At 69.6% G+C, this 19,185-nt stretch carries 19 protein-coding genes; 12 read left to right on the top strand and 7 right to left on the bottom strand.

Annotated features, from left to right (window positions below; all coding sequences use genetic code 11):
• The first annotated feature begins 50 nt into the window (after nt 1-50).
• From lpdA to ACTOWL_RS08505, 3 genes are all read left to right on the top strand, one after another.
• A complete protein-coding gene (lpdA, locus tag ACTOWL_RS08495) occupies nt 51-1,448 on the top strand; it encodes a dihydrolipoyl dehydrogenase (RefSeq protein WP_441320775.1) in 1,398 nt (465 codons plus the stop codon).
• A 98-nt stretch (nt 1,449-1,546) separates the two neighbouring features.
• Nucleotides 1,547-2,530 carry a lipoyl synthase gene (gene lipA, locus ACTOWL_RS08500; RefSeq protein WP_441320776.1) on the top strand — a complete coding sequence of 328 codons (984 nt, stop codon included), beginning with the start codon at nt 1,547-1,549 and terminating at the stop codon, nt 2,528-2,530.
• A gap of 66 nt (nt 2,531-2,596) precedes the next feature.
• Complete coding sequence (locus ACTOWL_RS08505; RefSeq protein ID WP_441320777.1) at nt 2,597-3,061, top strand: type II toxin-antitoxin system RatA family toxin; 465 nt, start codon at nt 2,597-2,599, stop codon at nt 3,059-3,061.
• On the opposite strand, the gene ACTOWL_RS08510 is transcribed toward ACTOWL_RS08505, so the two are convergent.
• The 7 genes from ACTOWL_RS08510 to ACTOWL_RS08540 all read right to left on the bottom strand — a co-directional run bounded on the left by ACTOWL_RS08510 (nt 3,016) and on the right by ACTOWL_RS08540 (nt 8,714).
• Entirely contained in the window at nt 3,016-4,545 is a 1,530-nt protein-coding gene (locus tag ACTOWL_RS08510) for an alpha/beta hydrolase (RefSeq protein ID WP_441320778.1), read from the bottom strand. The two genes, ACTOWL_RS08505 and ACTOWL_RS08510, sit on opposite strands and share 46 nt — an antisense overlap.
• Nucleotides 4,546-4,683: 138 nt before the next feature.
• Nucleotides 4,684-5,007: a hypothetical protein gene (locus tag ACTOWL_RS08515; RefSeq protein ID WP_441320779.1), complete on the bottom strand. Its 324-nt coding sequence runs from the start codon at nt 5,005-5,007 to the stop codon at nt 4,684-4,686.
• An 88-nt stretch (nt 5,008-5,095) separates the two neighbouring features.
• Nucleotides 5,096-5,356: a type II toxin-antitoxin system prevent-host-death family antitoxin gene (locus ACTOWL_RS08520; RefSeq protein ID WP_441320780.1), complete on the bottom strand. Its 261-nt coding sequence runs from the start codon at nt 5,354-5,356 to the stop codon at nt 5,096-5,098.
• Nucleotides 5,357-5,487: 131 nt separating this feature from the next.
• Entirely contained in the window at nt 5,488-6,006 is a 519-nt protein-coding gene (locus ACTOWL_RS08525; protein ID WP_441320781.1) for a CinA family protein, read from the bottom strand.
• Entirely contained in the window at nt 6,003-6,494 is a 492-nt protein-coding gene (locus ACTOWL_RS08530) for a phosphatidylglycerophosphatase A family protein (RefSeq protein ID WP_441320782.1), read from the bottom strand. Before ACTOWL_RS08530 ends, ACTOWL_RS08525 begins: the two co-directional genes overlap by 4 nt.
• Complete coding sequence (locus ACTOWL_RS08535) at nt 6,494-7,642, bottom strand: bifunctional 2-C-methyl-D-erythritol 4-phosphate cytidylyltransferase/2-C-methyl-D-erythritol 2,4-cyclodiphosphate synthase (protein WP_441320783.1); 1,149 nt, start codon at nt 7,640-7,642, stop codon at nt 6,494-6,496. The genes ACTOWL_RS08530 and ACTOWL_RS08535 overlap by 1 nt, the downstream gene beginning before the upstream one ends.
• Before the next feature lie 76 nt (nt 7,643-7,718).
• Nucleotides 7,719-8,714: an OmpA family protein gene (locus ACTOWL_RS08540; RefSeq protein WP_441320784.1), complete on the bottom strand. Its 996-nt coding sequence runs from the start codon at nt 8,712-8,714 to the stop codon at nt 7,719-7,721.
• A gap of 259 nt (nt 8,715-8,973) precedes the next feature.
• Between ACTOWL_RS08540 and ACTOWL_RS08545 the strand changes: the two genes are divergently transcribed.
• The 9 genes from ACTOWL_RS08545 to ACTOWL_RS08585 all read left to right on the top strand — a co-directional run bounded on the left by ACTOWL_RS08545 (nt 8,974) and on the right by ACTOWL_RS08585 (nt 19,125).
• A complete protein-coding gene (locus ACTOWL_RS08545; protein ID WP_441320785.1) occupies nt 8,974-10,110 on the top strand; it encodes a two-component system sensor histidine kinase NtrB in 1,137 nt (378 codons plus the stop codon).
• Nucleotides 10,107-11,561 (top strand): nitrogen regulation protein NR(I), encoded by a 1,455-nt coding sequence (ntrC, locus tag ACTOWL_RS08550; RefSeq protein ID WP_441320786.1) that lies wholly within the window; start codon nt 10,107-10,109, stop codon nt 11,559-11,561. Before ACTOWL_RS08545 ends, ntrC begins: the two co-directional genes overlap by 4 nt.
• Before the next feature lie 32 nt (nt 11,562-11,593).
• Complete coding sequence (locus tag ACTOWL_RS08555; RefSeq protein ID WP_441320787.1) at nt 11,594-13,924, top strand: ATP-binding protein; 2,331 nt, start codon at nt 11,594-11,596, stop codon at nt 13,922-13,924.
• The gene (ntrX, locus tag ACTOWL_RS08560; protein WP_441320788.1) at nt 13,914-15,317 is read left to right on the top strand and encodes a nitrogen assimilation response regulator NtrX; all 1,404 of its coding nucleotides are present in this window, start codon (nt 13,914-13,916) and stop codon (nt 15,315-15,317) included. Before ACTOWL_RS08555 ends, ntrX begins: the two co-directional genes overlap by 11 nt.
• A gap of 30 nt (nt 15,318-15,347) precedes the next feature.
• Nucleotides 15,348-16,202 (top strand): D-amino-acid transaminase, encoded by an 855-nt coding sequence (locus ACTOWL_RS08565; protein ID WP_441320789.1) that lies wholly within the window; start codon nt 15,348-15,350, stop codon nt 16,200-16,202.
• A gap of 118 nt (nt 16,203-16,320) precedes the next feature.
• Nucleotides 16,321-16,563, top strand: coding sequence for an RNA chaperone Hfq (gene hfq, locus ACTOWL_RS08570; RefSeq protein ID WP_026870608.1), 243 nt, complete (start codon nt 16,321-16,323; stop codon nt 16,561-16,563).
• Nucleotides 16,564-16,568: 5 nt separating this feature from the next.
• Entirely contained in the window at nt 16,569-17,900 is a 1,332-nt protein-coding gene (gene hflX, locus ACTOWL_RS08575) for a GTPase HflX (RefSeq protein ID WP_441320790.1), read from the top strand.
• Nucleotides 17,901-17,910: 10 nt separating this feature from the next.
• Nucleotides 17,911-18,729, top strand: a complete 819-nt coding sequence (locus ACTOWL_RS08580; protein WP_441320791.1) for an inositol monophosphatase family protein — start codon at nt 17,911-17,913, stop codon at nt 18,727-18,729.
• A gap of 39 nt (nt 18,730-18,768) precedes the next feature.
• Complete coding sequence (locus ACTOWL_RS08585; protein WP_441320792.1) at nt 18,769-19,125, top strand: FKBP-type peptidyl-prolyl cis-trans isomerase; 357 nt, start codon at nt 18,769-18,771, stop codon at nt 19,123-19,125.
• Nucleotides 19,126-19,185: the final 60 nt, after the last annotated feature.

Raw genomic sequence — 19,185 nt, forward strand, 5'->3', positions numbered from 1 at the left:
CCCCGTGATCGCCTCCGCCGGGATGCGGGTGGCAGCAAGGAGACACCACAGTGGCTGATACCAGCTTCGACGTCCTGGTGATCGGCGGCGGCCCGGGCGGCTATGTCGCCGCGATCCGCGCCGCCCAGTTGGGGCTGAAGACCGCGCTGGTCGAGCGCGAGCATCTGGGCGGCATCTGCCTGAACTGGGGCTGCATCCCGACCAAGGCGCTGCTGCGGTCGTCCGAGATCTCGCATCTGCTGAAACATCTCGACCAATATGGCTTTTCAGCCAAAGACATCAGCTTCGATCTTAAGAAAGTGGTTGATCGGTCGCGCAAGGTCGCGTCGCAGCTGTCCGGCGGCGTCAAGCACCTGCTGAAGAAGAACAAGGTGCCGGTGTTCGACGGCGCCGCGAAGCTGCTCGGCGGCGGCAAGGTCGAGGTGTCGCTGAAGGCCGGCGGCAAGGAGACGCTGGCGGCCAAGCACATCATCATCGCCACCGGCGCGCGGGCGCGGAACCTGCCGGGGCTTGAGGCCGACGGCAAGCTGATCTGGAGCTACAAGGAGGCGATGGTCCCGCCGACCATGCCGAAGTCGCTGCTGGTCATCGGCTCGGGCGCCATCGGCATCGAATTCGCCAGCTTCTACCGCAACATGGGCGCCGAGGTGACCGTGGTCGAGATGCTCGACCGCGTGCTGCCGGTGGAGGACGAGGAGATCTCGGCCTTCGCCAAGAAGCAGTTCGAGAAGCAGGGCATGCGCATCCTGGTCGGCGCCAAGACCCAGAAGCTGGAGAAGGGCGCCGACAATGTCACCGCCACCATCGAGGTCGGCGGCAAGACCGAGAAGATCACCACTGACCGGGTGATCCTGGCGATCGGCATCGACGGCAATGTCGAGAACATCGGCCTGGAGAACACCAAGGTGAAGGTCGACCGCGGCCACATCGTGGTCGGCCCCTATCTGGAGACCGACGAGCCCGGCGTCTACGCCATCGGCGACGTCGCCGGCGCCCCCTGGCTGGCGCACAAGGCCAGCCATGAGGGCGTGATCTGCGTCGAGAAGATCGCCGGCCAGCATCCGCACCCGATCGATGTGACCAACATCCCGGGCTGCACCTACTGCATGCCGCAGGTCGCCTCGGTCGGGCTGACCGAAGCCAAGGCCAAGGCCGCCGGCTACGAGGTCAAGGTCGGCCGCTTCCCCTATATCGGCAACGGCAAGGCGATCGCGATGGGCGAGCCGGAGGGCATGATCAAGACCGTGTTCGACGCCAAGACCGGGGAGCTGCTGGGCGCCCATATGATCGGCGCCGAGGTCACCGAGCTGATCCAGGGCTATGTCGTCGCCAAGACGGCGGAGTCGACGGAGGCGGAGCTGATGCACACCATCTTCGCGCACCCGACGCTCAGCGAGATGATGCATGAGAGCGTCCTGGACGCCTACGGCCGCGCAATCCACTATTGAGCAAAGCGAGCTTGGCTTCCGGCGGCGCTCCCCCATCTTTGGGTGAGGCGCCGCCGAGGCCCGGCCGCAACCCGCCCAGGACACCTCAAGGACGGACCATGTCCGCTGTAGAGCCCCATCTCCGCCACCCCGAAAAGGCCAACCGCCCGGACAATCCGATCCAGCGTAAGCCCGCCTGGATCCGGGTCAAGGCGCCGGTCTCGGCCGAGTACAACCAGACCCGCAGGCTGATGCGGGACCTCAAGCTGAACACGGTGTGCGAGGAGGCGGCCTGCCCCAATATCGGCGAATGCTGGGCCAAGGGCCATGCCACGGTGATGATCCTGGGCTCGGTCTGCACCCGGGCCTGCGCCTTCTGCAACATCGCCACCGGCCGGCCCGACCAGCTCGACCCGCATGAGCCGCAGCACGTGGCCGAGGCCGCCGGCCGGCTGGGGCTGAGCCACATCGTCATCACCTCGGTCGACCGCGACGACCTCGACGACGGCGGCGCCCGGCATTTCGCCGAGACCATCCGCGCGGTCCGCGCCGCGGCGCCGGACACGACCATCGAGATCCTCACTCCCGACTTCAAGAACAAGCCGGGAGCCGTTGAAATCGTTGTCGAAGCGCGCCCGGATGTCTTCAACCACAACCTCGAGACCGCGCCCCGGCTGTACCCGTCGATCCGGCCCGGCGCCCGCTACTTCACCTCGCTGCAGCTGCTGTCGCGGGTGAAGGAGCTGGACCCGACCATCTTCACCAAATCCGGCATCATGGTCGGCCTGGGCGAGACGGCGGAGGAGGTCGGACAGGTGATGGACGACCTGCGCGCCGCCGATGTCGACTTCATGACCATCGGCCAGTACCTGCAGCCGACGACCAAGCATGCCAGGCTGGACCGCTTCGTCACGCCGGAGGAGTTCCAGACCCACGAGCGGATCGGGCGGGGCAAGGGCTTCCTGATGATCTCGGCCTCGCCGCTGACCCGGTCCTCCTATCACGCCGGCGCCGATTTCGAGAAGCTGAAGGCCGCCCGCCTGGCCAAGCTGGCCGCGGCCTCCGGATCCATCGACCTGGTCGCCCTGGCGCAGGGCGCCTGAAGGTCGCACTGGCGGGACGCCGCCGACGGTCTAATCTAGGTCGTCGAGCCGTCCCGCGGGTCCATCATGCCGTCACACACCGAACGCCGCGTCCTGCCCTTCACCCCGCAGCAGCTCTATGAGCTGGTGGCGGATATCGAGGCCTATCCGAGCTTCCTGCCCTGGTGCCTGGCCGCGCGCATCCGCAAGCGCGAGGGCAATGTGCTGACGGCCGACCTGGTCATCGGCTTCAAGATGATCCGCGAGCGCTACACCAGCCGGGTCACGCTGACCCCCGGGCGGCAGATCGACGTCGCCTATGTCGACGGGCCGATGAAGCGGCTGACCAATTGCTGGCGCTTCCTGCCGCATCCGAATGGCTGCGAGATCGACTTCCATGTCGATTTCGAATTCCGGTCGCGGGTGCTGCAGACGGTGATCGGGGCGGTGTTCCACGAGGCCTTCCGCCGCATGGTCGGCGCCTTCGAGACGCGGGCGCGGGCGCTCTACGGCGAGCGCGCCTCGGTGCCCGCGGCGGCCGCCGAGGGCTGATCCAGGCCGGCCGTGGTGAAGCGCGGCGCCAGGGTGCGGTCGGCGCAGAGTGCATCGAGCGGCGCCGCCGGCATGTCGATGAAGCGGGCCACCAGCTCCGGCGCGCAGCTCTCCGTGCTCAGGATGGAATGGCTGCCGGCCCGGAACTCGATCACCCGGCCGTTGGTCAGGGTCCGCGCCGCGATATAGGCGTATTCCGGCGGCGTGATCGGGTCGAAGCTGCCGGTCAGCAGCAGGGCCGGGGTGGTGCTCGACACCGCCACCGCATCGACCGCCGAGATCGGCGGCACATGCCAGGAATCGCAGACCTGCCACTCCAGCGCATAGGCGGCGTTGCCGCCATAGGGCTCGGAAGCGGCGACCGACGCCGCCAGCGTGTCGCGGGTGGCGAAGGGCCAGCTCTCGCTGCAGGCGACGCTCAACGCCAGCCCGTCGGACCGGTTCGGCCCGCCGCTGAACACCGGCCCGATCCAGGGGACGAGGGCGCTCAGGTCGCCGCGCGCCACCTTGTCGATCAGCTCCGGCAGGTCGGGCAGGACGGCCGGGTCGTAGAAGGTGGCGTAGAGCGCGTCGAGCAAGATGCCGTCATCGACCCGGATGCTGCGCCGGCCCTGGCGGATCGTCTCCGGCTGGGACCGCAGCTGCGCCAGCATGCCGTCGAAGCGGGCCTCCAGCAGCGGGTATTGGGCGTCGCAATCGGGGCCGGAGTTGCACTCGCCGAACAGCCGGCGGAATACGCGGGCGATCAGCGCCGGCTGGGTGTCGAGGTCGAAGATCCCCGGCGGGTAGACGCTGTCCAGCACGGTGCTGCGCACCCGGTCGGGGAAGTCGCGCATCACCGCCAGCGCCACCCGGCTGCCGTAGGACACGCCGATCAGGTTGTAGCTCTCGTAGTTCAGCGCGGCGGCGATGTCGTCGACATCGGCCGCGGCCTCGGCGGTGGTGTAGGCCGACAGGTCGATGCCGGACCGGGTCAGGCGGTCATGGCAGCGCACCGCCGCCGGCCGCTCCAGCGCCAGCACCTCGGCCCGGCCCATCCCCGGCTTCCAGTTCCGCTCGGCGATGCGGTCGAGCTCCGGGCAGTCCAGGTTCGGGCGCGACTGGCCGACGCCGCGCTGGTCGAAGACGATGAAGTCGCGCGCCTCGCGGATCGGCCGGCTGATCTGCCACCAGGTGTCGGCATCGTCGCCGAAGGCGGCGTCGCCAGGGCCGCCATTGAGGAAGATCACCGGATCCGGCAGCGGCGACGGGGCCTGGCTGTGCAGCACCGCGACATAGAGGCGGAGGCTGCGGCCGCGCGCGCCTTCGCGATGCGTCGGCACGGCGACGAAGCCGCAGGTCGCCCGCTCGCCGCGCGGCACGGCGAAGACGCAGCGCGTGCTCTCGAAGCCGGAGGCCGCGGAAGCCGGAAAAGCGAACAGGAGCAGGGCGCCGAAGGCGATAAAGGGCCAGAAGCTCGGGGCCGGAGTCAGACGCACTGGCACGATACTTTCGTGTGAGTCTCGCCGGCCATGATGCGGTGCGCCCCGCCGGCCGGCAACCCGCGTCAGCCGGCGTGGGGGGATGCGGTTTTCGCAGTTTGCGCGCCGGAGATCCGGTCCGGAGCCGGCCGCTCCGCTGGATCAGTCCTGACGATCGACGGTAGCGGAGGCGTTGGCCAGCACAGCCGCCTTGAATGCGACGGCGATCTTGTTCACGAACGAGGCGCTGAAAGCCCCGATCGGATCGGCGGCGGGGTCGAGGTAGAACGAGCGCTCGGCCACGTCGCGGTTGTACTCGTTTACGCAGACCCAGCAACGGGCTTTCCATTCTGAAAGTCCGCCCCTTCGGCACTCGATCTCAGGCACCTCGATCGCACCGTCGCGATCGGTCGGCGCAACCGTGCTGACGGCCAGCAGGTAGAGAACGGTTTCCTTCGATCCGGCCTTCTGTACCGGCAGCAGCATGCAACAGGGGCGATCCTTTCGCCCCTCGGTCTCGCCGGCTGCCTGCTGCCGGGCCCAAAGGTACGGATACCAGATAAGTTGCCCGGTCCTAGGCGTCGCCATCACGCTTGCCGTCGATGATGTCGTCCAGGGCCGCAAGAAGCTCCGCGCGAACATCGGCGGGTTCCTTGCCCGAGACATAGACCTGGCGCGGGTCTTCCGCCCGGCGGGTCAGGCGCTCGAAATCCTCGATCGCCATAAGGACCAGCCGGGGCTTGTTCCGCTGAGTGATCATGACCGGGTGCCGCAGGGCTTCGGCGATGATGTCGCCTGACCTGCGCGAGAGGTCACTGGTGGAGTAGGACGACATGGCAGCGATCTCCTGTGATGCTGTAAAATACAGCAAAAGCAGCATTGCTGCAAATTCCAGAGACGAAAATGCCGCCTCGGATGGCGGCTAATCCAGGGATCGGTGGCAGGGCCGATGGCCCGCAACATTCGTCAGCCGGCGCGGGGGGATGCGGTTTTCGCAGCTTGCGCGCCGGCCAGCAGCAGCTCCAGCGCCAGCCGCAGCGCCTGGGCCCGGACCGCGGCCCGGTCGCCGGCGAAGACGCGCTTTTCCGTGCGCGTCGCGGCGCCTTGCCGGGCGAGGCCGAAATGCACCAGCCCGACCGGCTTGCCGGGGGTGGCGCCGCCCGGCCCGGCGATGCCGGTCACGGCCACGACCAGGCCGACCCGGGCTCGGATCAGCGCCCCCGCGGCCATCGCCGCCGCGACCTCGGCGCTGACCGCGCCCTTGGCGGCGATCAGCTGCGTCGGCACGCCCAGCAGCTCGGCCTTGGCCGCGTTGGAATAGGTGACGAAGCCGCGCTCGACCACGTCGGAGGAGCCGGCGATCGCGGTCAGCGCCGCCGCCACCAGCCCGCCGGTGCAGCTTTCCGCCGTCGCCAGCGTCAGCCCGCGGGCCCGGCAGGACTCCAGCACCTGCGTGGCCAAGGCGAGGTCCGCATCGTCGATCATGCCAGCCCTCCCGCCAGCACCGCCGCGCAGACCGCGGCCGTGGCCGCGCCGGCGGCGATGTCGTCCATCATCACGCCCCAGCCGCCGCCGAGCTCGCGGTCGAGCCAGGAGATCGGCCAGGGCTTGGCGATGTCGAGCAGCCGGAACAGGCCGAAGGCGAGGGGGTAGAGCCACGGCACCCCGGCGACCGGGGCCAGGGCCAGCAGCTGGCCGGCCACCTCGTCGATCACGATCGCGCTCGAATCCGCCTCGCCGCCGCGGCAGACCGCGCCGGCCGCCCAGACTCCGGCCAGACCGATGACAACCCCCGCGATCGCCACCGCCACTGGCCCGCCGAGCCGCCACAGCAGCCAGGCGAGGGGCAGGGCGGCCAGCGAGCCCCAGGTGCCGGAGGCCACCCGGATCAGCCCGATCCCGCCCACCGTCGCCAGCAGCGTCGAGGGCTGCCAGAAGGTGCAGCCGGGCGGGAGCGGCCGGAACGACGGCATCAGCGCTCGATCCGCACGCTCGCCGAGGCCTGGGCGGCGATGCCCTCCTCGCGGCCGGTGAAGCCGAGCCGCTCGGTCGTGGTCGCCTTGACGCTGACCCGCTCGGCGTCGATGCCCAGGATCTCGGCGATCCGCGCCACCATGGCGGCGCGGTGCGGGCCGATCTTCGGCCGCTCGCACAGCAGCGTCACATCGACATTGAGGATGGTGCCGCGGGCCCGCACCAGATCGGCGGCATGGGCCAGGAAGGCGGCGGAATCGGCGCCGCGCCAGCGTTCGTCCGAGGGCGGGAAGTGCTGGCCGATGTCGCCGGCGCCGATGGCGCCGAGCAGCGCGTCGGTCAGGGCGTGCAGCCCGACATCGGCGTCGGAATGGCCCTCCAGCTTGGCGGCGTGGGGGATGCGGATGCCGCACAGGATGACCGCGTCGCCGGTGATCAGGCGGTGCACGTCGAAGCCGGTGCCGGTCCGGATGTCGACGGCGCCGCCGAGCAGTCGTTCCGCGCGGGTCAGGTCCGCCTCCGTGGTGATCTTGAAGTTGTCGACATGGCCTTCGACCAGGCGCACGGCGATGCCCTGGCGCTCCGCCACCGCGGCGTCATCGGTCAGCGCCTCGCCGGCGGCGGCGCGGTGGGCGGCCAGCAGGGCCGGGAAGCGGAAGCCCTGCGGCGTCTGCGCCTGCCACAGCCCGCTGCGGTCGACCGTGCCGGCGGCGATGCCGGAATCGGCCCGCTTGATCGTGTCGACCACCGGCACCGCGGCGATCGCCGCCTCGACGGTGGCCAGGGCGTGGAGCACGCGGTCGATCGTCGCCCGGTCGACCAGCGGCCGCGCCGCATCATGCACCAGGACGAGATCCGGCGCCCGCGGCGCCAGCCACTCCAAGGCCGCGCGGACGCTGTCCTGCCGGGTGGCACCGCCGATGACCGGCTCGGGCAGGCCGAGCCCGGCGGTGGCGGCCTCGTAGAGCGGCCGGTGCTCATCGCGGATCACCACGACGATGTCGTCGAACCGGCCGGTGGCGCGGAACGCCTCGACCGACCGGCGCAGCACCGAGCTGCCGGCCAGCGGGCGGTACTGCTTGGGCAGGGAACCGCCGAACCGCTCGCCGGTTCCGGCGGCGACGATGACGGCGGCGTGGCGTGGCATGATCCGCTCGGTCTCCTGGACGAAAGGCGCCGCACGATAGGGCGGCGCCTTGGATGAGACAAGCGGAAGGCGGGCTCTACTGCGGGATCAGCTCGACCCGGCGGTTCTTGGCCCGGTCCTCGTCGCTGTCGTTCGGCGCCACTGGCGCCAGCGGGCCGACGCCCGCCGGGTTCAGCCGGCCGGCGGCCACGCCGTACTGCTTCACCAGCGCCGCCACCACCGCCGCGGCGCGGGCCCGCGACAGGGTCATGTTGGTCTCCGTGCCGCCGACATTGTCGGTGTGGCCGACGACATGGATCTTCAGCGCCGGGTCGTCCTTCAGGAACTGCGCCACCTGGTCCAGCGCCGGCTTGGATTCCGGCTTCAGCTCGGACTTGGCGAAGTCGAAATAGATGCCGTAGAGCGCGATGTGCCCCTGCGCCGACAGACCCCTCCCGATCTCGGCGGCCGTCACCGTCACCATCTTGTCCTGCAGCGTGCCGGATTCGATGACGTCGAGCTGGACGATGGCCTGGCCCTTCTCGACCTCGACCTGCGGCGTGTAGCCGTCCTCGAATTCGGTGACGTAGAGGGCGATGCTGACGGTGGCGCCGTCCTTGCTCAGCTCGGCGGTCAGGAGATGCGCCGCCTCCGGGCTGTAGCCGAACAGCTGGGTCCCGATCCCGTCGAAGATGGCGTCCTGGCGCCGGCCGATCGCGCCGCCATCGGCCTTGAACAGCACCGTGTAGCCTTTGGCCGCCAGCTCGTTCTGGTAGTTCTCGAACACGTCGTCGGAGGAAATGCCGGCCGGAACCGTATAGCTGAGGCGGGTCAGGGCGCCGCTGGCCTGCTTCGAGGCGGCGAACACCGGCTTGTTGTCGGAGTCGACGTCGTCGGCGGGGCCGAGCGGCAGGGTGTAGTGGGTGAATTTCTGGGTCTTGTAGACCACGATCGACGAACCGTCGAAGCGCTTGATCCCCGGATAGTCCTTCGCCCCCGGGACGTCGGCGGCGAAGGCCGGCGCCGCCACCGCGGCGGCCAGCGCGAACGCCAGCACGGCGATGCGACCGATCGTCCCGATCATCGAGTTCATAGGATTCTGCTCCATACTTGCCACCGGCCCGCAAGCTCGATGACATCATGCTCCAATCGCGGCCGTACTTCCGGCAGAGAAAGCGTCAATGCCCGTCCCCGACCTTCGGCCGGCTCTCATGTAGCGCGCGTCGCAAGGAACTTCTTCCCCCTCAGACTAGGGGGGCGGATGTCATTTCTGCTCATTGGTTAGGCAAAAGTTTCATTGGACAAAATTTAGGCGATGGGTTGATCTGACATTTGTAACCTTCTCGCCGCACATGCCGAACCTGAAACCCATTCCTGCCGCCGCGGCCGAGCCGCAACCGGATCCCTTCGCGCTTCTGGCCTCGCTGCCGGTGGCGGTGCTGGCGGTCGGCCGCGACCGGGTGATCCGCTTCGTCAACCTGGCCGCGCAGCAACTGCTCGACGCCAGCGAATCCGCCCTGCTGGGCCAGGACCTGACCGGCTTCGTGCCGGGCGACAGCCCGCTCTTCGCCCTGATCGAGCAGGCGATCCAGCAGGACCGCAGCGTCGGCGATTACGGCATGCTGCTGGAAAGCCCGCGGATCGGACGCCGCACCGTCTCGGTGACGGTCGCGCCGCTGGTCGACCCGCCGGATCTCGCCGTGCTCAGCCTGTTCGAGGAATCGGTGGCGCGGCGGATCGACACCCAGCTGAACCGCCGCCATGCCGCCCGGTCGATGACCGCCATGGCCGCGATGCTGGCGCATGAGATCAAGAACCCGCTCTCCGGCATCCGCGGCGCCGCCCAACTGCTGGAGCAGACGGTCGGCGACGAGGACCGGGCGCTGACCCGGCTGATCTGCGAGGAGACCGACCGCATCGTCCGGCTGGTCGACCGCATGGACGCCTTCTCCGACCCCAGCCCGCTGAACCGCGACCCGGTCAACATCCACGAGGTGCTGGAGCGGGCGCGCCGGGTGGCGCAGACCGGCTTCGGCCGCCATGTCCGCTTCATCGAGCGCTACGACCCGTCGCTGCCGCCGGTGTCGGGGCACTTTGACCAGCTTGTCCAGGTCTTCCTGAACCTGATCAAGAACGCGGTCGAGGCGGTGGCGGAAGACGGCGAGATCGTCCTGACCACCGCCTATCAGCGCGGCGTGGCGATCGCGGTGCAGGGCACCAGCCAGCGGCTGAACCTGCCGCTGATGGTGGCGATCCAGGACAACGGCCCGGGCATCCCGGACGACCTGAAGGACCATCTGTTCGACCCCTTCGTCACCACCAAGGCGGAAGGCTCCGGCCTTGGCCTGTCGCTGGTGGCCAAGATCATCGGCGACCATGGCGGGCTGATCGGCTTCGAGAGCGAGCCGCGCCGCACGGTGTTCAAGATTTCCCTGCCGATCCACGCCGAACCGGTGGCGCACGGCGAAGACAACGGAAGCGAAGCATGACCAGCGGGACCATTCTGGTCGCGGATGACGATCGCGCCATCCGCATGGTGCTGACCCAGGCCCTGTCGCGCCTCGGCCACGAGGTGCGCAGCACCGGCACCGCCTCGACCCTGTACAAATGGATCCAGGACGGCATCGGCGACCTGATCATCACCGATGTGATGATGCCGGACGAGAACGGGCTGGACCTGCTGCCGCGGATCAAGAAGCTGCGGCCGGAGCTGCGCGTCATCGTCATGAGCGCGCAGAACACCCTGCTGACCGCGGTCAAGGCGACCGAGCGCGGCGCCTTCGAGTACCTGCCCAAGCCGTTCGACCTGAAGGAGCTGGTCGGGGTGGTCGAGCGCGGCCTGACCCTGCCGCGCCAGGGCGGGGCCGAGCGGCGGGAGCCCGAGGACGGCGAGGAGGCGATGCCGCTGATCGGCCGGTCGCCGGCGATGCAGGAGATCTACCGGGTGATGGCCCGGCTGATGGCGACCGACCTGACCGTAATGATCGCCGGTGAGAGCGGCACCGGCAAGGAGCTGGTGGCCCGGGCGCTGCACGATTACGGCCGCCGCCGCTCCGGCCCCTTCGTCGCCATCAACATGGCGGCGATCCCGCGCGACCTGATCGAATCCGAGCTGTTCGGCCATGAGAAGGGCGCCTTCACCGGCGCGCTGTCGCGCTCCACCGGCAGGTTCGAGCAGGCGCAGGGCGGCACGCTGTTCCTGGACGAGATCGGCGACATGCCGATGGAGGCGCAGACCCGGCTGCTGCGGGTGCTGCAGGAGGGCGAATACACCACGGTCGGCGGCCGCACCCCGATCCGGGCCGATGTCCGCATCGTCGCCGCCACCCACCGCGACCTGCGCACCATGGTGCGGCAGGGGCTGTTCCGCGAGGACCTGTTCTACCGCCTCAACGTCGTGCCGATCCGGCTGCCGCCGCTGCGCGAGCGGTCGGAGGACATCCCGGCCCTGGTCAGCCACTTCATGCGCCGCGCCGCCGCCGAGGGGATGAGCGAGAAGGCGCTCGACAAGCGGGCGATGGAGCGGCTGACGCGGCACCGCTGGCCCGGCAATGTCCGCGAGCTGGAGAACCTGGCCCGGCGGCTCTGCGCGCTCTATTCGCAGGAGACGATCGGCATCGACGTGGTCGAGGCCGAGCTCAGCGACGCCCTGCCGCAGGCCGGGATCGCCGAGCCCGGCGTGGAGCCGGCCGGGGAGGGGCTGTCGGCCGCGGTCGAGCGCCATCTGCGCGACTATTTCGCCGCCCATGCCGGCAGCCTGCCGGCCAGCGGCCTGTACGACCGGGTGCTGCGCGAGGTCGAGCGGCCGCTGATCACGCTGAGCCTGGCCGCCACCCGCGGCAACCAGATCCGGGCGGCCGAGCTGCTCGGCCTCAACCGCAACACCCTGCGCAAGAAGATCCGCGAGTTAGACATTCCGGTCGTCCGTGGCCTAAGCTAGGACGCTTGACCGTAGCGCCTGCAGAACCGCCGATGACAACCAACGCCGCGAGCCCGACCTCTCTCTGGCGGCAGCTGTACCAATGGGCGGCCCGGGTCGGGCTGGAGAACAAGCTGGCGGTGGTGCTGATCTTCGCCGCCGTCGCATCCGGCATCGCGACCTATACCGCGCTCAGCAGCAACTCGCTGTTTGGCAAGGACGCCGACCGGGTGTCGCTGCTGCTGGTGCTCGACCTGACCATCCTGCTGATGCTCGGGGCGATCGTGGCGCGGCGGCTGGTCCAGATCTGGGCGGCGCGGCGCCGCGGCTCGGCCGGGTCGCGCCTGCATGTCCGTCTGGTGGCGCTGTTCGCCGTGGTGGCGGTGGCGCCCGCCATCCTGGTCGCGATCTTCTCCGCCGTGATCTTCAACATCGGCGTCCAGACCTGGTTCTCCGAACGGGTCTCGACCGCGATCAACGAATCGCTCTCGGTCGCCCAGGTCTATCTCGAGGAGAACCAGAAGAGCATCCGCTACGCCGCGCAGAGCATCGCCTACACCGTCGAGCGGGCCTACGCCCAGTATCCGGAGTTCATCTCCGGCAACCGGTCCGCCCTGGTCGGCATCCTCAGCAGCATGACCTCGACCTACGGCATCCCGGACATCCGGATCATCGACCGCAAGGGCCAGGTCGTCGCGGAATCGGCCTTCGCCAAGGGGCTGAAGCTGGAGATGGTCGGCCAGGAGCATTTCGAGCGGGCGATGTCCTCCGACACCACGGGCTACGGCCCGGTCGAGCTGATCGTCGACAGCGAGAGCGACCGGGTGCGGGCGCTGGTGCGGCTGAACGGCTTTCCCTTCGAGGCCTTCCTCCTGATCGGCAAGCAGGTCGACCCGGAGGCGCTGGCCTATGTCGAGCAGACCAAGGGCGCCGTCGCCGACTACCGGGCGCTGGAGGGGCGGCGGTCGCAGCTGCAGCTGATCTTCACCGCGATCTACGTCACGGTCGCGGTGCTGCTGCTGATGGCCGCGGTCTGGATCGGCCTGGTCTTCGCCGACACGCTGGTGCGGCCGCTGCGCGAGCTGATCATGGCGTCGGAGCGGGTGCGGGCGGGCGACCTGTCATACCGGGTCCAGGGCAGCGACAGCACCGACGAGCTCGGCAGCCTGGCCCGCTCCTTCAACCGCATGACCAACCAGCTGGAAAGCCAGCGCCGCGAGCTGATCGAGGCCAACCGCCAGCTCGACCAGCGCCGGCAGTTCACCGAGACTGTGCTGTCCGGCGTCTCGGCCGGCGTGCTCGGCCTCGACCAGGACGGCCGGGTCCATCTGCCGAACCGCTCCGCCACCGACCTGCTCGGCCGCTCGGTCGATGAGCTGGTCGGCCATCCCCTGGAGGCGGCGGTGCCGGAGATGGCCGATCTGATCGAGAACGCCCGCAGCCGCCAGGGCCGGGTGGTCGAGGGCCAGGTGAAGATCCGCCGCCATGGCGAGCTGCGCACCCTCCTGGCCCGCATCGCCGCGGAACGGCTGGACGGCGAGATTCAGGGCTTCGTCGTCACCTTCGACGACGTCACCGAGCTGCTCTCGGCCCAGCGCAAGGCGGCCTGGGCCGACGTGGCCCGCCGGATCGCGCATGAGATCAAGAACCCGCTGACCCCGATCCAGCTCTCGGCCGAACGGCTGAAGCGCAAATACCTCAAGCAGATAACGGACGATCCGCAGACCTTCATCACCTGCACCGAGACGATCGTCCGGCAGGTCGGCGACATCGGCCGGATGGTCGACGAGTTCTCGGCCTTCGCCCGCATGCCGACGCCGGTGATGAAGACGATCGACCTGTCGGAGACCTGCCAGCAGGCGATGTTCCTGCAGCGCAACGCCCATGCCAAGATCGGCTTCGCCTTCAGCCAGCCCGACGACCGCCCCCTGGTGCCGTGCGATTCCCGGCAGCTGTCCCAGGCCGTCACCAACCTGCTGCAGAATGCCGCGGACGCGATCGAGGGCCGCATCGCCGAGGGCCGCGACCTGCCCAAGGGGCAGGTGCGGATGGTGCTGGACTATGCCGACGGCGAGGCCTGGATCACGGTCGAGGACAACGGCAAGGGCCTGCCTACGGTCGACCGCGACCGGCTGACCGAACCCTATGTCACCACCCGCACGAAGGGCACCGGATTGGGTCTCGCCATCGTCAAGAAAATCATGGAGGATCACGGCGGCCGGCTGGTCCTCGAGGACCGCCCGGGCGGTGGGGCCCGGGTGAGCCTCGTCTTTCCGTTGGAACAGGCGGGCGTGCCGGCCGTTCCAACCGGCGACGAGCCGGATGCATCGACCGATCGGGTGACAGCTGCGGGCTCCAAGGACGCGGTGGGCCATGGCGCATGACATTCTCGTCGTCGACGACGAGGCGGATATTCGGATGCTCATCTCGGGCATCCTGGACGATGAAGGCTATACGACGCGGGAAGCCGGCGACACGACGCAGGCGCAGCACGAGCTTGCCGCCCGTCAGCCCAGCCTGGTGATCCTCGACGTCTGGCTGCAGGGCAGCCCGATCGACGGGCTCGAGCTGCTCGATATCATCCGGCGCGACCATCCCGGCGTGCCGGTGCTGATGATCAGCGGCCACGGCAACATCGAGACCGCGGTCACCGCCATCAAGCACGGCGCCTACGACTTCATCGAGAAGCCGTTCAAGTCGGATCGGCTGCTGCTGATGGTCGAGCGCGCCATCGAGGCGGCGCGGCTGCGGCGCGAGAATGCCGAGCTGCGGCTCCGCGCCGGCACCGAGGTCGAGCTGGTCGGCGCGTCGCCGATGATCGGCCAGTTGACCCAGCAGGTCGAGCGCGTGGCGCCGACCGGCAGCCGGGTGCTGATCACCGGCCCCGCCGGCGTCGGCAAGGAGGTGGTGGCCCGCCAGCTGCACGCCTTGTCCAAGCGCGCCGAGGGCCCGTTCATCGCGCTGAACTGCGCCGCGATGCATCCGGACCGGCTGGAGGAGGAGCTGTTCGGCGTCGAGGTCATGGTCGACGGCGCCATCACCACGCGCAAGGTCGGCACCTTCGAGCAGGCGCATGGCGGCACGCTGCTGCTGGACGAGGTGGCGGACATGCCGCTCGCCACCCAGGGCAAGATCGTCCGGGTGCTGCAGGAGCAGACCTTCGTCCGCGTCGGCGGCGCCACCAAGGTCGAGGTCGACGTCCGGGTGATCGCCTCCTCGAACAAGGACCTGCCGAGCGAGATCGCCGAGGGCCGGTTCCGCGAGGATCTGTACTACCGGCTCAACGTCGTGCCGATCGCGGTGCCGCCGCTGGCCAGCCGGCGTGAGGACATCCCGCTGCTGGCCCGCCATTTCATGCAGCGCGCAGCCGACGGCCAGGGGCTGATGCCGCGCCAGGTCGGCGAGGACGCGATGGCGGCGCTGCAGGCCTATAGCTGGCCGGGCAATGTCCGGCAGCTGCGCAACGTCGTCGAATGGCTGCTGATCATGGCGGCGGGCGACAACAGCATGCCGATCCATGCCGACATGCTGCCGCCGGAGATCGGCGCCATCGCCCCGGCGGTGCTGCGCGGCGACCGCGGCAGCGAGATCATGGGCCTGCCACTGCGCGACGCGCGCGAGCTGTTCGAGCGCGAGTACCTGATCGCCCAGGTCACCCGCTTCGGCGGCAACATCAGCCGCACCGCCGAGTTCATCGGCATGGAGCGCTCGGCCCTGCATCGCAAGATGAAGAGCCTGGGCGTGCACGGCGCCGGCGACCGCAAGCTGGTCGACTGACGGCCGCAGAGGAACGGGAGACATCGGGGAATGGCGCGCGACGCCTATGTCAACGGGCGCTATGTGCCGCATGCCCGGGCGGCGGTGCATATCGAGGACCGCGGCTTCCAGTTCGCCGACGGCGTCTACGAGGTGGTGTGCATCCGCCGCGGCCTCCTGATCGATGAGGACGGCCATCTCGACCGGCTCGACCGCTCGCTGCAGGAACTGCGCATCGCCTGGCCGTGCGAGCGGCGAGTGCTGCGGCTGCTGATGCGGCAGCTCTTGCAGCGCAACGGCGTGCGCGACGGGCTGATCTACCTCCAGGTCACTCGCGGCGTCGCGCCGCGCGACTTCCGCTTCCCCGCCGCGGTCCGGCCGACCCTGGTGATGACCACGCGGCGGGCGACGCTGGCGCCGCATGGCCGGACCGGCGTGCGCGTGATCACCATCCCCGACATCCGCTGGAAGCGCCGCGACATCAAGTCCGTGGGCCTGCTGCCCCAGGTGCTGGGCAAGCAGGAGGCGGCGGAGCGCGGCGCCTTCGAGGCCTGGCAGGTCGACGAGGACGGCTTCGTCACCGAAGGCACCTCGTCCAACGCCTGGATCCTGACCGCCGACGGCGCGCTGGTCACCCGCCCGGCCAGCCACGAGATCCTCAACGGCATCACCCGGCAGTCGATCCTGCGGATCGCGGCGGCGGAAGGGCTGCGCTTCGAACAGCGGCCGTTCAGCCTGGAGGAGGCTTTTGCCGCGCGCGAGGCCTTCCTCAGCAGCGCCACCAGCTTCGTCACGCCGATCCTGCAAATCGACGACCGCACGGTCGGCGACGGCACGCCCGGCCCGCTCGGCCGACGGCTGCTGGACGCCTATGTCGCGCATGCGGCGGGTGCCGGCGCAACATGACAATGCACCATTGTTCCCTTTTCTCCGGGCCGGTGCTTCCCATATTGTCGGACGGTGCCACATCGTGTGGCTCGGGCCCCTCGGGGCTCCAATAAAATCAAGCAGCAGGATCCAACTAATGTCGGAAAAGGCACAGAACGTTCAGGACGTGTTCCTCAACAACGTCCGGAAGAACAAGATCCCGGTGACCATCTTCCTCGTCAACGGGGTGAAGCTGCAGGGTATCATCACTTGGTTTGACAACTTCTCGGTCCTGCTCCGCCGCGACGCCCATTCGCAGCTGGTGTACAAGCATGCGATCTCGACGGTGATGCCGGCGCATCCGATCCAGCTGTTCGAGCCGCAGAAGGAAGAGGCCTGATCCCTTTGGGCCAAACTCTGGGGCCAAATGCCGGTGCGGATGGCGCGTCCTCGGGACGCGCCATCGTCATCCACCCGGTTCTGCCGGGCACCCGCAACGATTCAGGGCGGACCGCCGAGGCCTCGCTGGAGGAGGCGGTCGGGCTGGCGCGCGCGATCTCGCTCGATATCGCCGAGGCCCGCTGCGTCCGGGTGTCGCGGCCGCAGCCCTCGACCCTGATCGGCGAGGGCGCGCTGGAGGAGCTGGCGAGCGTGGTCGCCGCCACCGAGGCCGGTCTGGTCGTGGTCGACGCCACCCTCAGCCCGGTGCAGCAGCGCAACCTGGAGCGGCGCTGGAAGGTCAAGGTGATCGACCGCACCGGCCTGATCCTCGAGATCTTCGGCGAGCGCGCCCGCACCCGCGAGGGCCAGTTGCAGGTCGAGCTGGCGCATCTCAGCTACCAGCGCTCGCGCCTGGTCCGGTCCTGGACCCATCTGGAGCGCCAGCGCGGCGGCGCCGGCTTCCTCGGCGGCCCCGGCGAAACCCAGATCGAGCTGGACCGCCGCCAGATCGACGACCGCATCATCCAGATCAAGCGCCAGCTCGACGACGTCCGCCGCACCCGGTCGCTGCACCGCGACGCGCGGGCCCGGGTGCCGTATCCGGTGGTGGCGCTGGTCGGCTACACCAATGCCGGCAAGTCGACCCTGTTCAACCGCCTGACCCGGGCCACGGTGCTGGCCAAGGACATGCTGTTCGCCACGCTCGACCCGACCATGCGGTCGATCGAGGCAGGGCAGGGGCGGCGGATCATCCTGTCCGACACCGTCGGCTTCATCTCCGACCTGCCGACCCATCTGGTCGCCGCCTTCCGGGCGACGCTGGAGGAGGTGCAGGTCGCCGATTTGATCCTGCATGTCCGCGACATCGCCCATCCCGACACCGAGGCCCAGCGCGAGGATGTCGAGGGGGTGCTGCGCGACCTCGACATCGACATCGATTCCGACGGCAGGGTGATCGAGGTCCTGAACAAGGCCGACCTGCTGCCGGAGCATGAGCGCGAGACCCTGTCGACCGCGGTGCGCCGGCGTGGCCATGACGCGGCGGTGATCTCGGCCCTGACCGGCGAGGGCTGCGACGGGCTGATGGAGCTGATCGCCCGCCGCATCAACGCCGACCGCGAGACCATGACGGTCAAGCTCGACATCGCCGACGGCCGCACTTTGGCCTGGCTGCACAGCCACGGCGAGGTGCTGGAGGCGCGCGACGACGGCGCCCATCTCTTCATCCGCGTCCGCCTCCACCCGAACGACGCCGCGCGGCTGCACCGCCAGCTCGGCATCGCCCCCCGTCACTGAGAGCTCTTCGATGCTGCGCCTGCCCGAGATCGACACGGTCGCCGCCCTGATCGCGGAGACCGCGCAGGAGCTGATCCTGCCGCGCTTCGGCCGGCTGGAGGAGGGGGCGGTGATGGAGAAGGCGCCCGGCGATCTCGTCACCATCGCCGATCAGGAGAGCGAGATCCGCCTGGCCGCGCGGCTGCCCGGGCTGCTGCCCGGCTCACTCGTGGTCGGGGAGGAGGCCTATGCCAAGGACCCGGCCATACTCGACCTGATCGACGGCGACGACCCGGTCTGGATCGTCGACCCGGTGGACGGTACCGCCAATTTCGTCGCCGGCCGGCCGCGCTTCGGCACCATCGTCGCCCTGGTGCATCGGGGCGAGACGCTGATGGGCTGGATCCACCTGCCCATCGAGAACCGCACCGCCTGGGCGATCCGCGGCGAAGGCGCCTTCATCGACGGCCGCCGCCAGACTCTGGCCGCGCCCGGCCCGCTGGCGACGCTGCGCGGCGGCTTCAACCTGGCCAAGCGGCCGCCGGGCTACGCCGTGGCGGTGATGCGGCTGCGCGATGCCGTCGCCTCGCACATCCATGTCAACTGCGCCGGCGCCGACTACATCGATGCCGTCGAGGGCCGGATCGACATCCTGGCCTATCGCAAGCTGTTCCCCTGGGACCATGCCGCCGGCACGCTGCTGCATGCCGAGGCCGGCGGCTGGGCCGCGGTGCTCGACGCCACCCGCTACCGCCCGACGCTGCGCCAGGGCCCGATCCTGGTGGCGCCGGACGAGGCCAGCTGGCGCGCCGCCCGCGCCGCCATGGGCGAGATCGCGGCCGCGGCCTGAGCCCGGCCGAACCCGACACCAACCCGAGAAGGAAGCACCATGTCCCGCACCACCACCGCCTCCGGGCTGGAATACGAGGATCTCGAGGTCGGCACCGGCGACGAGGCGAAGGCCGGCGTCACCGTGACCGTGCACTACACCGGCTGGCTGCAGAACGCCGACGGCAGCGCCGGCCGCAAATTCGATTCCAGCAAGGACCGCAACGAGCCGTTCCGCTTCCCGCTCGGCGGCGGCCGGGTGATCCGCGGCTGGGACGAAGGCGTGCAGGGCATGAAGATCGGCGGCAAGCGCCGCCTGGTCATCCCGGCCGCGCTGGGCTATGGCGCCCGCGGCGCCGGCGGCGTGATCCCGCCGAACGCGACCCTGATTTTCGACGTCGAACTGCTCGGCGTCTGACCCGTCCGTCCGCCCTCCAGGCTTGACCCGGCCCGGCCCCTGCTAGGACAATAGGCCGAG

The sequence above is a fragment of the Inquilinus sp. CA228 genome (assembly GCF_052078665.1).
Classification (GTDB): Bacteria; Pseudomonadota; Alphaproteobacteria; order DSM-16000; family Inquilinaceae; genus Inquilinus.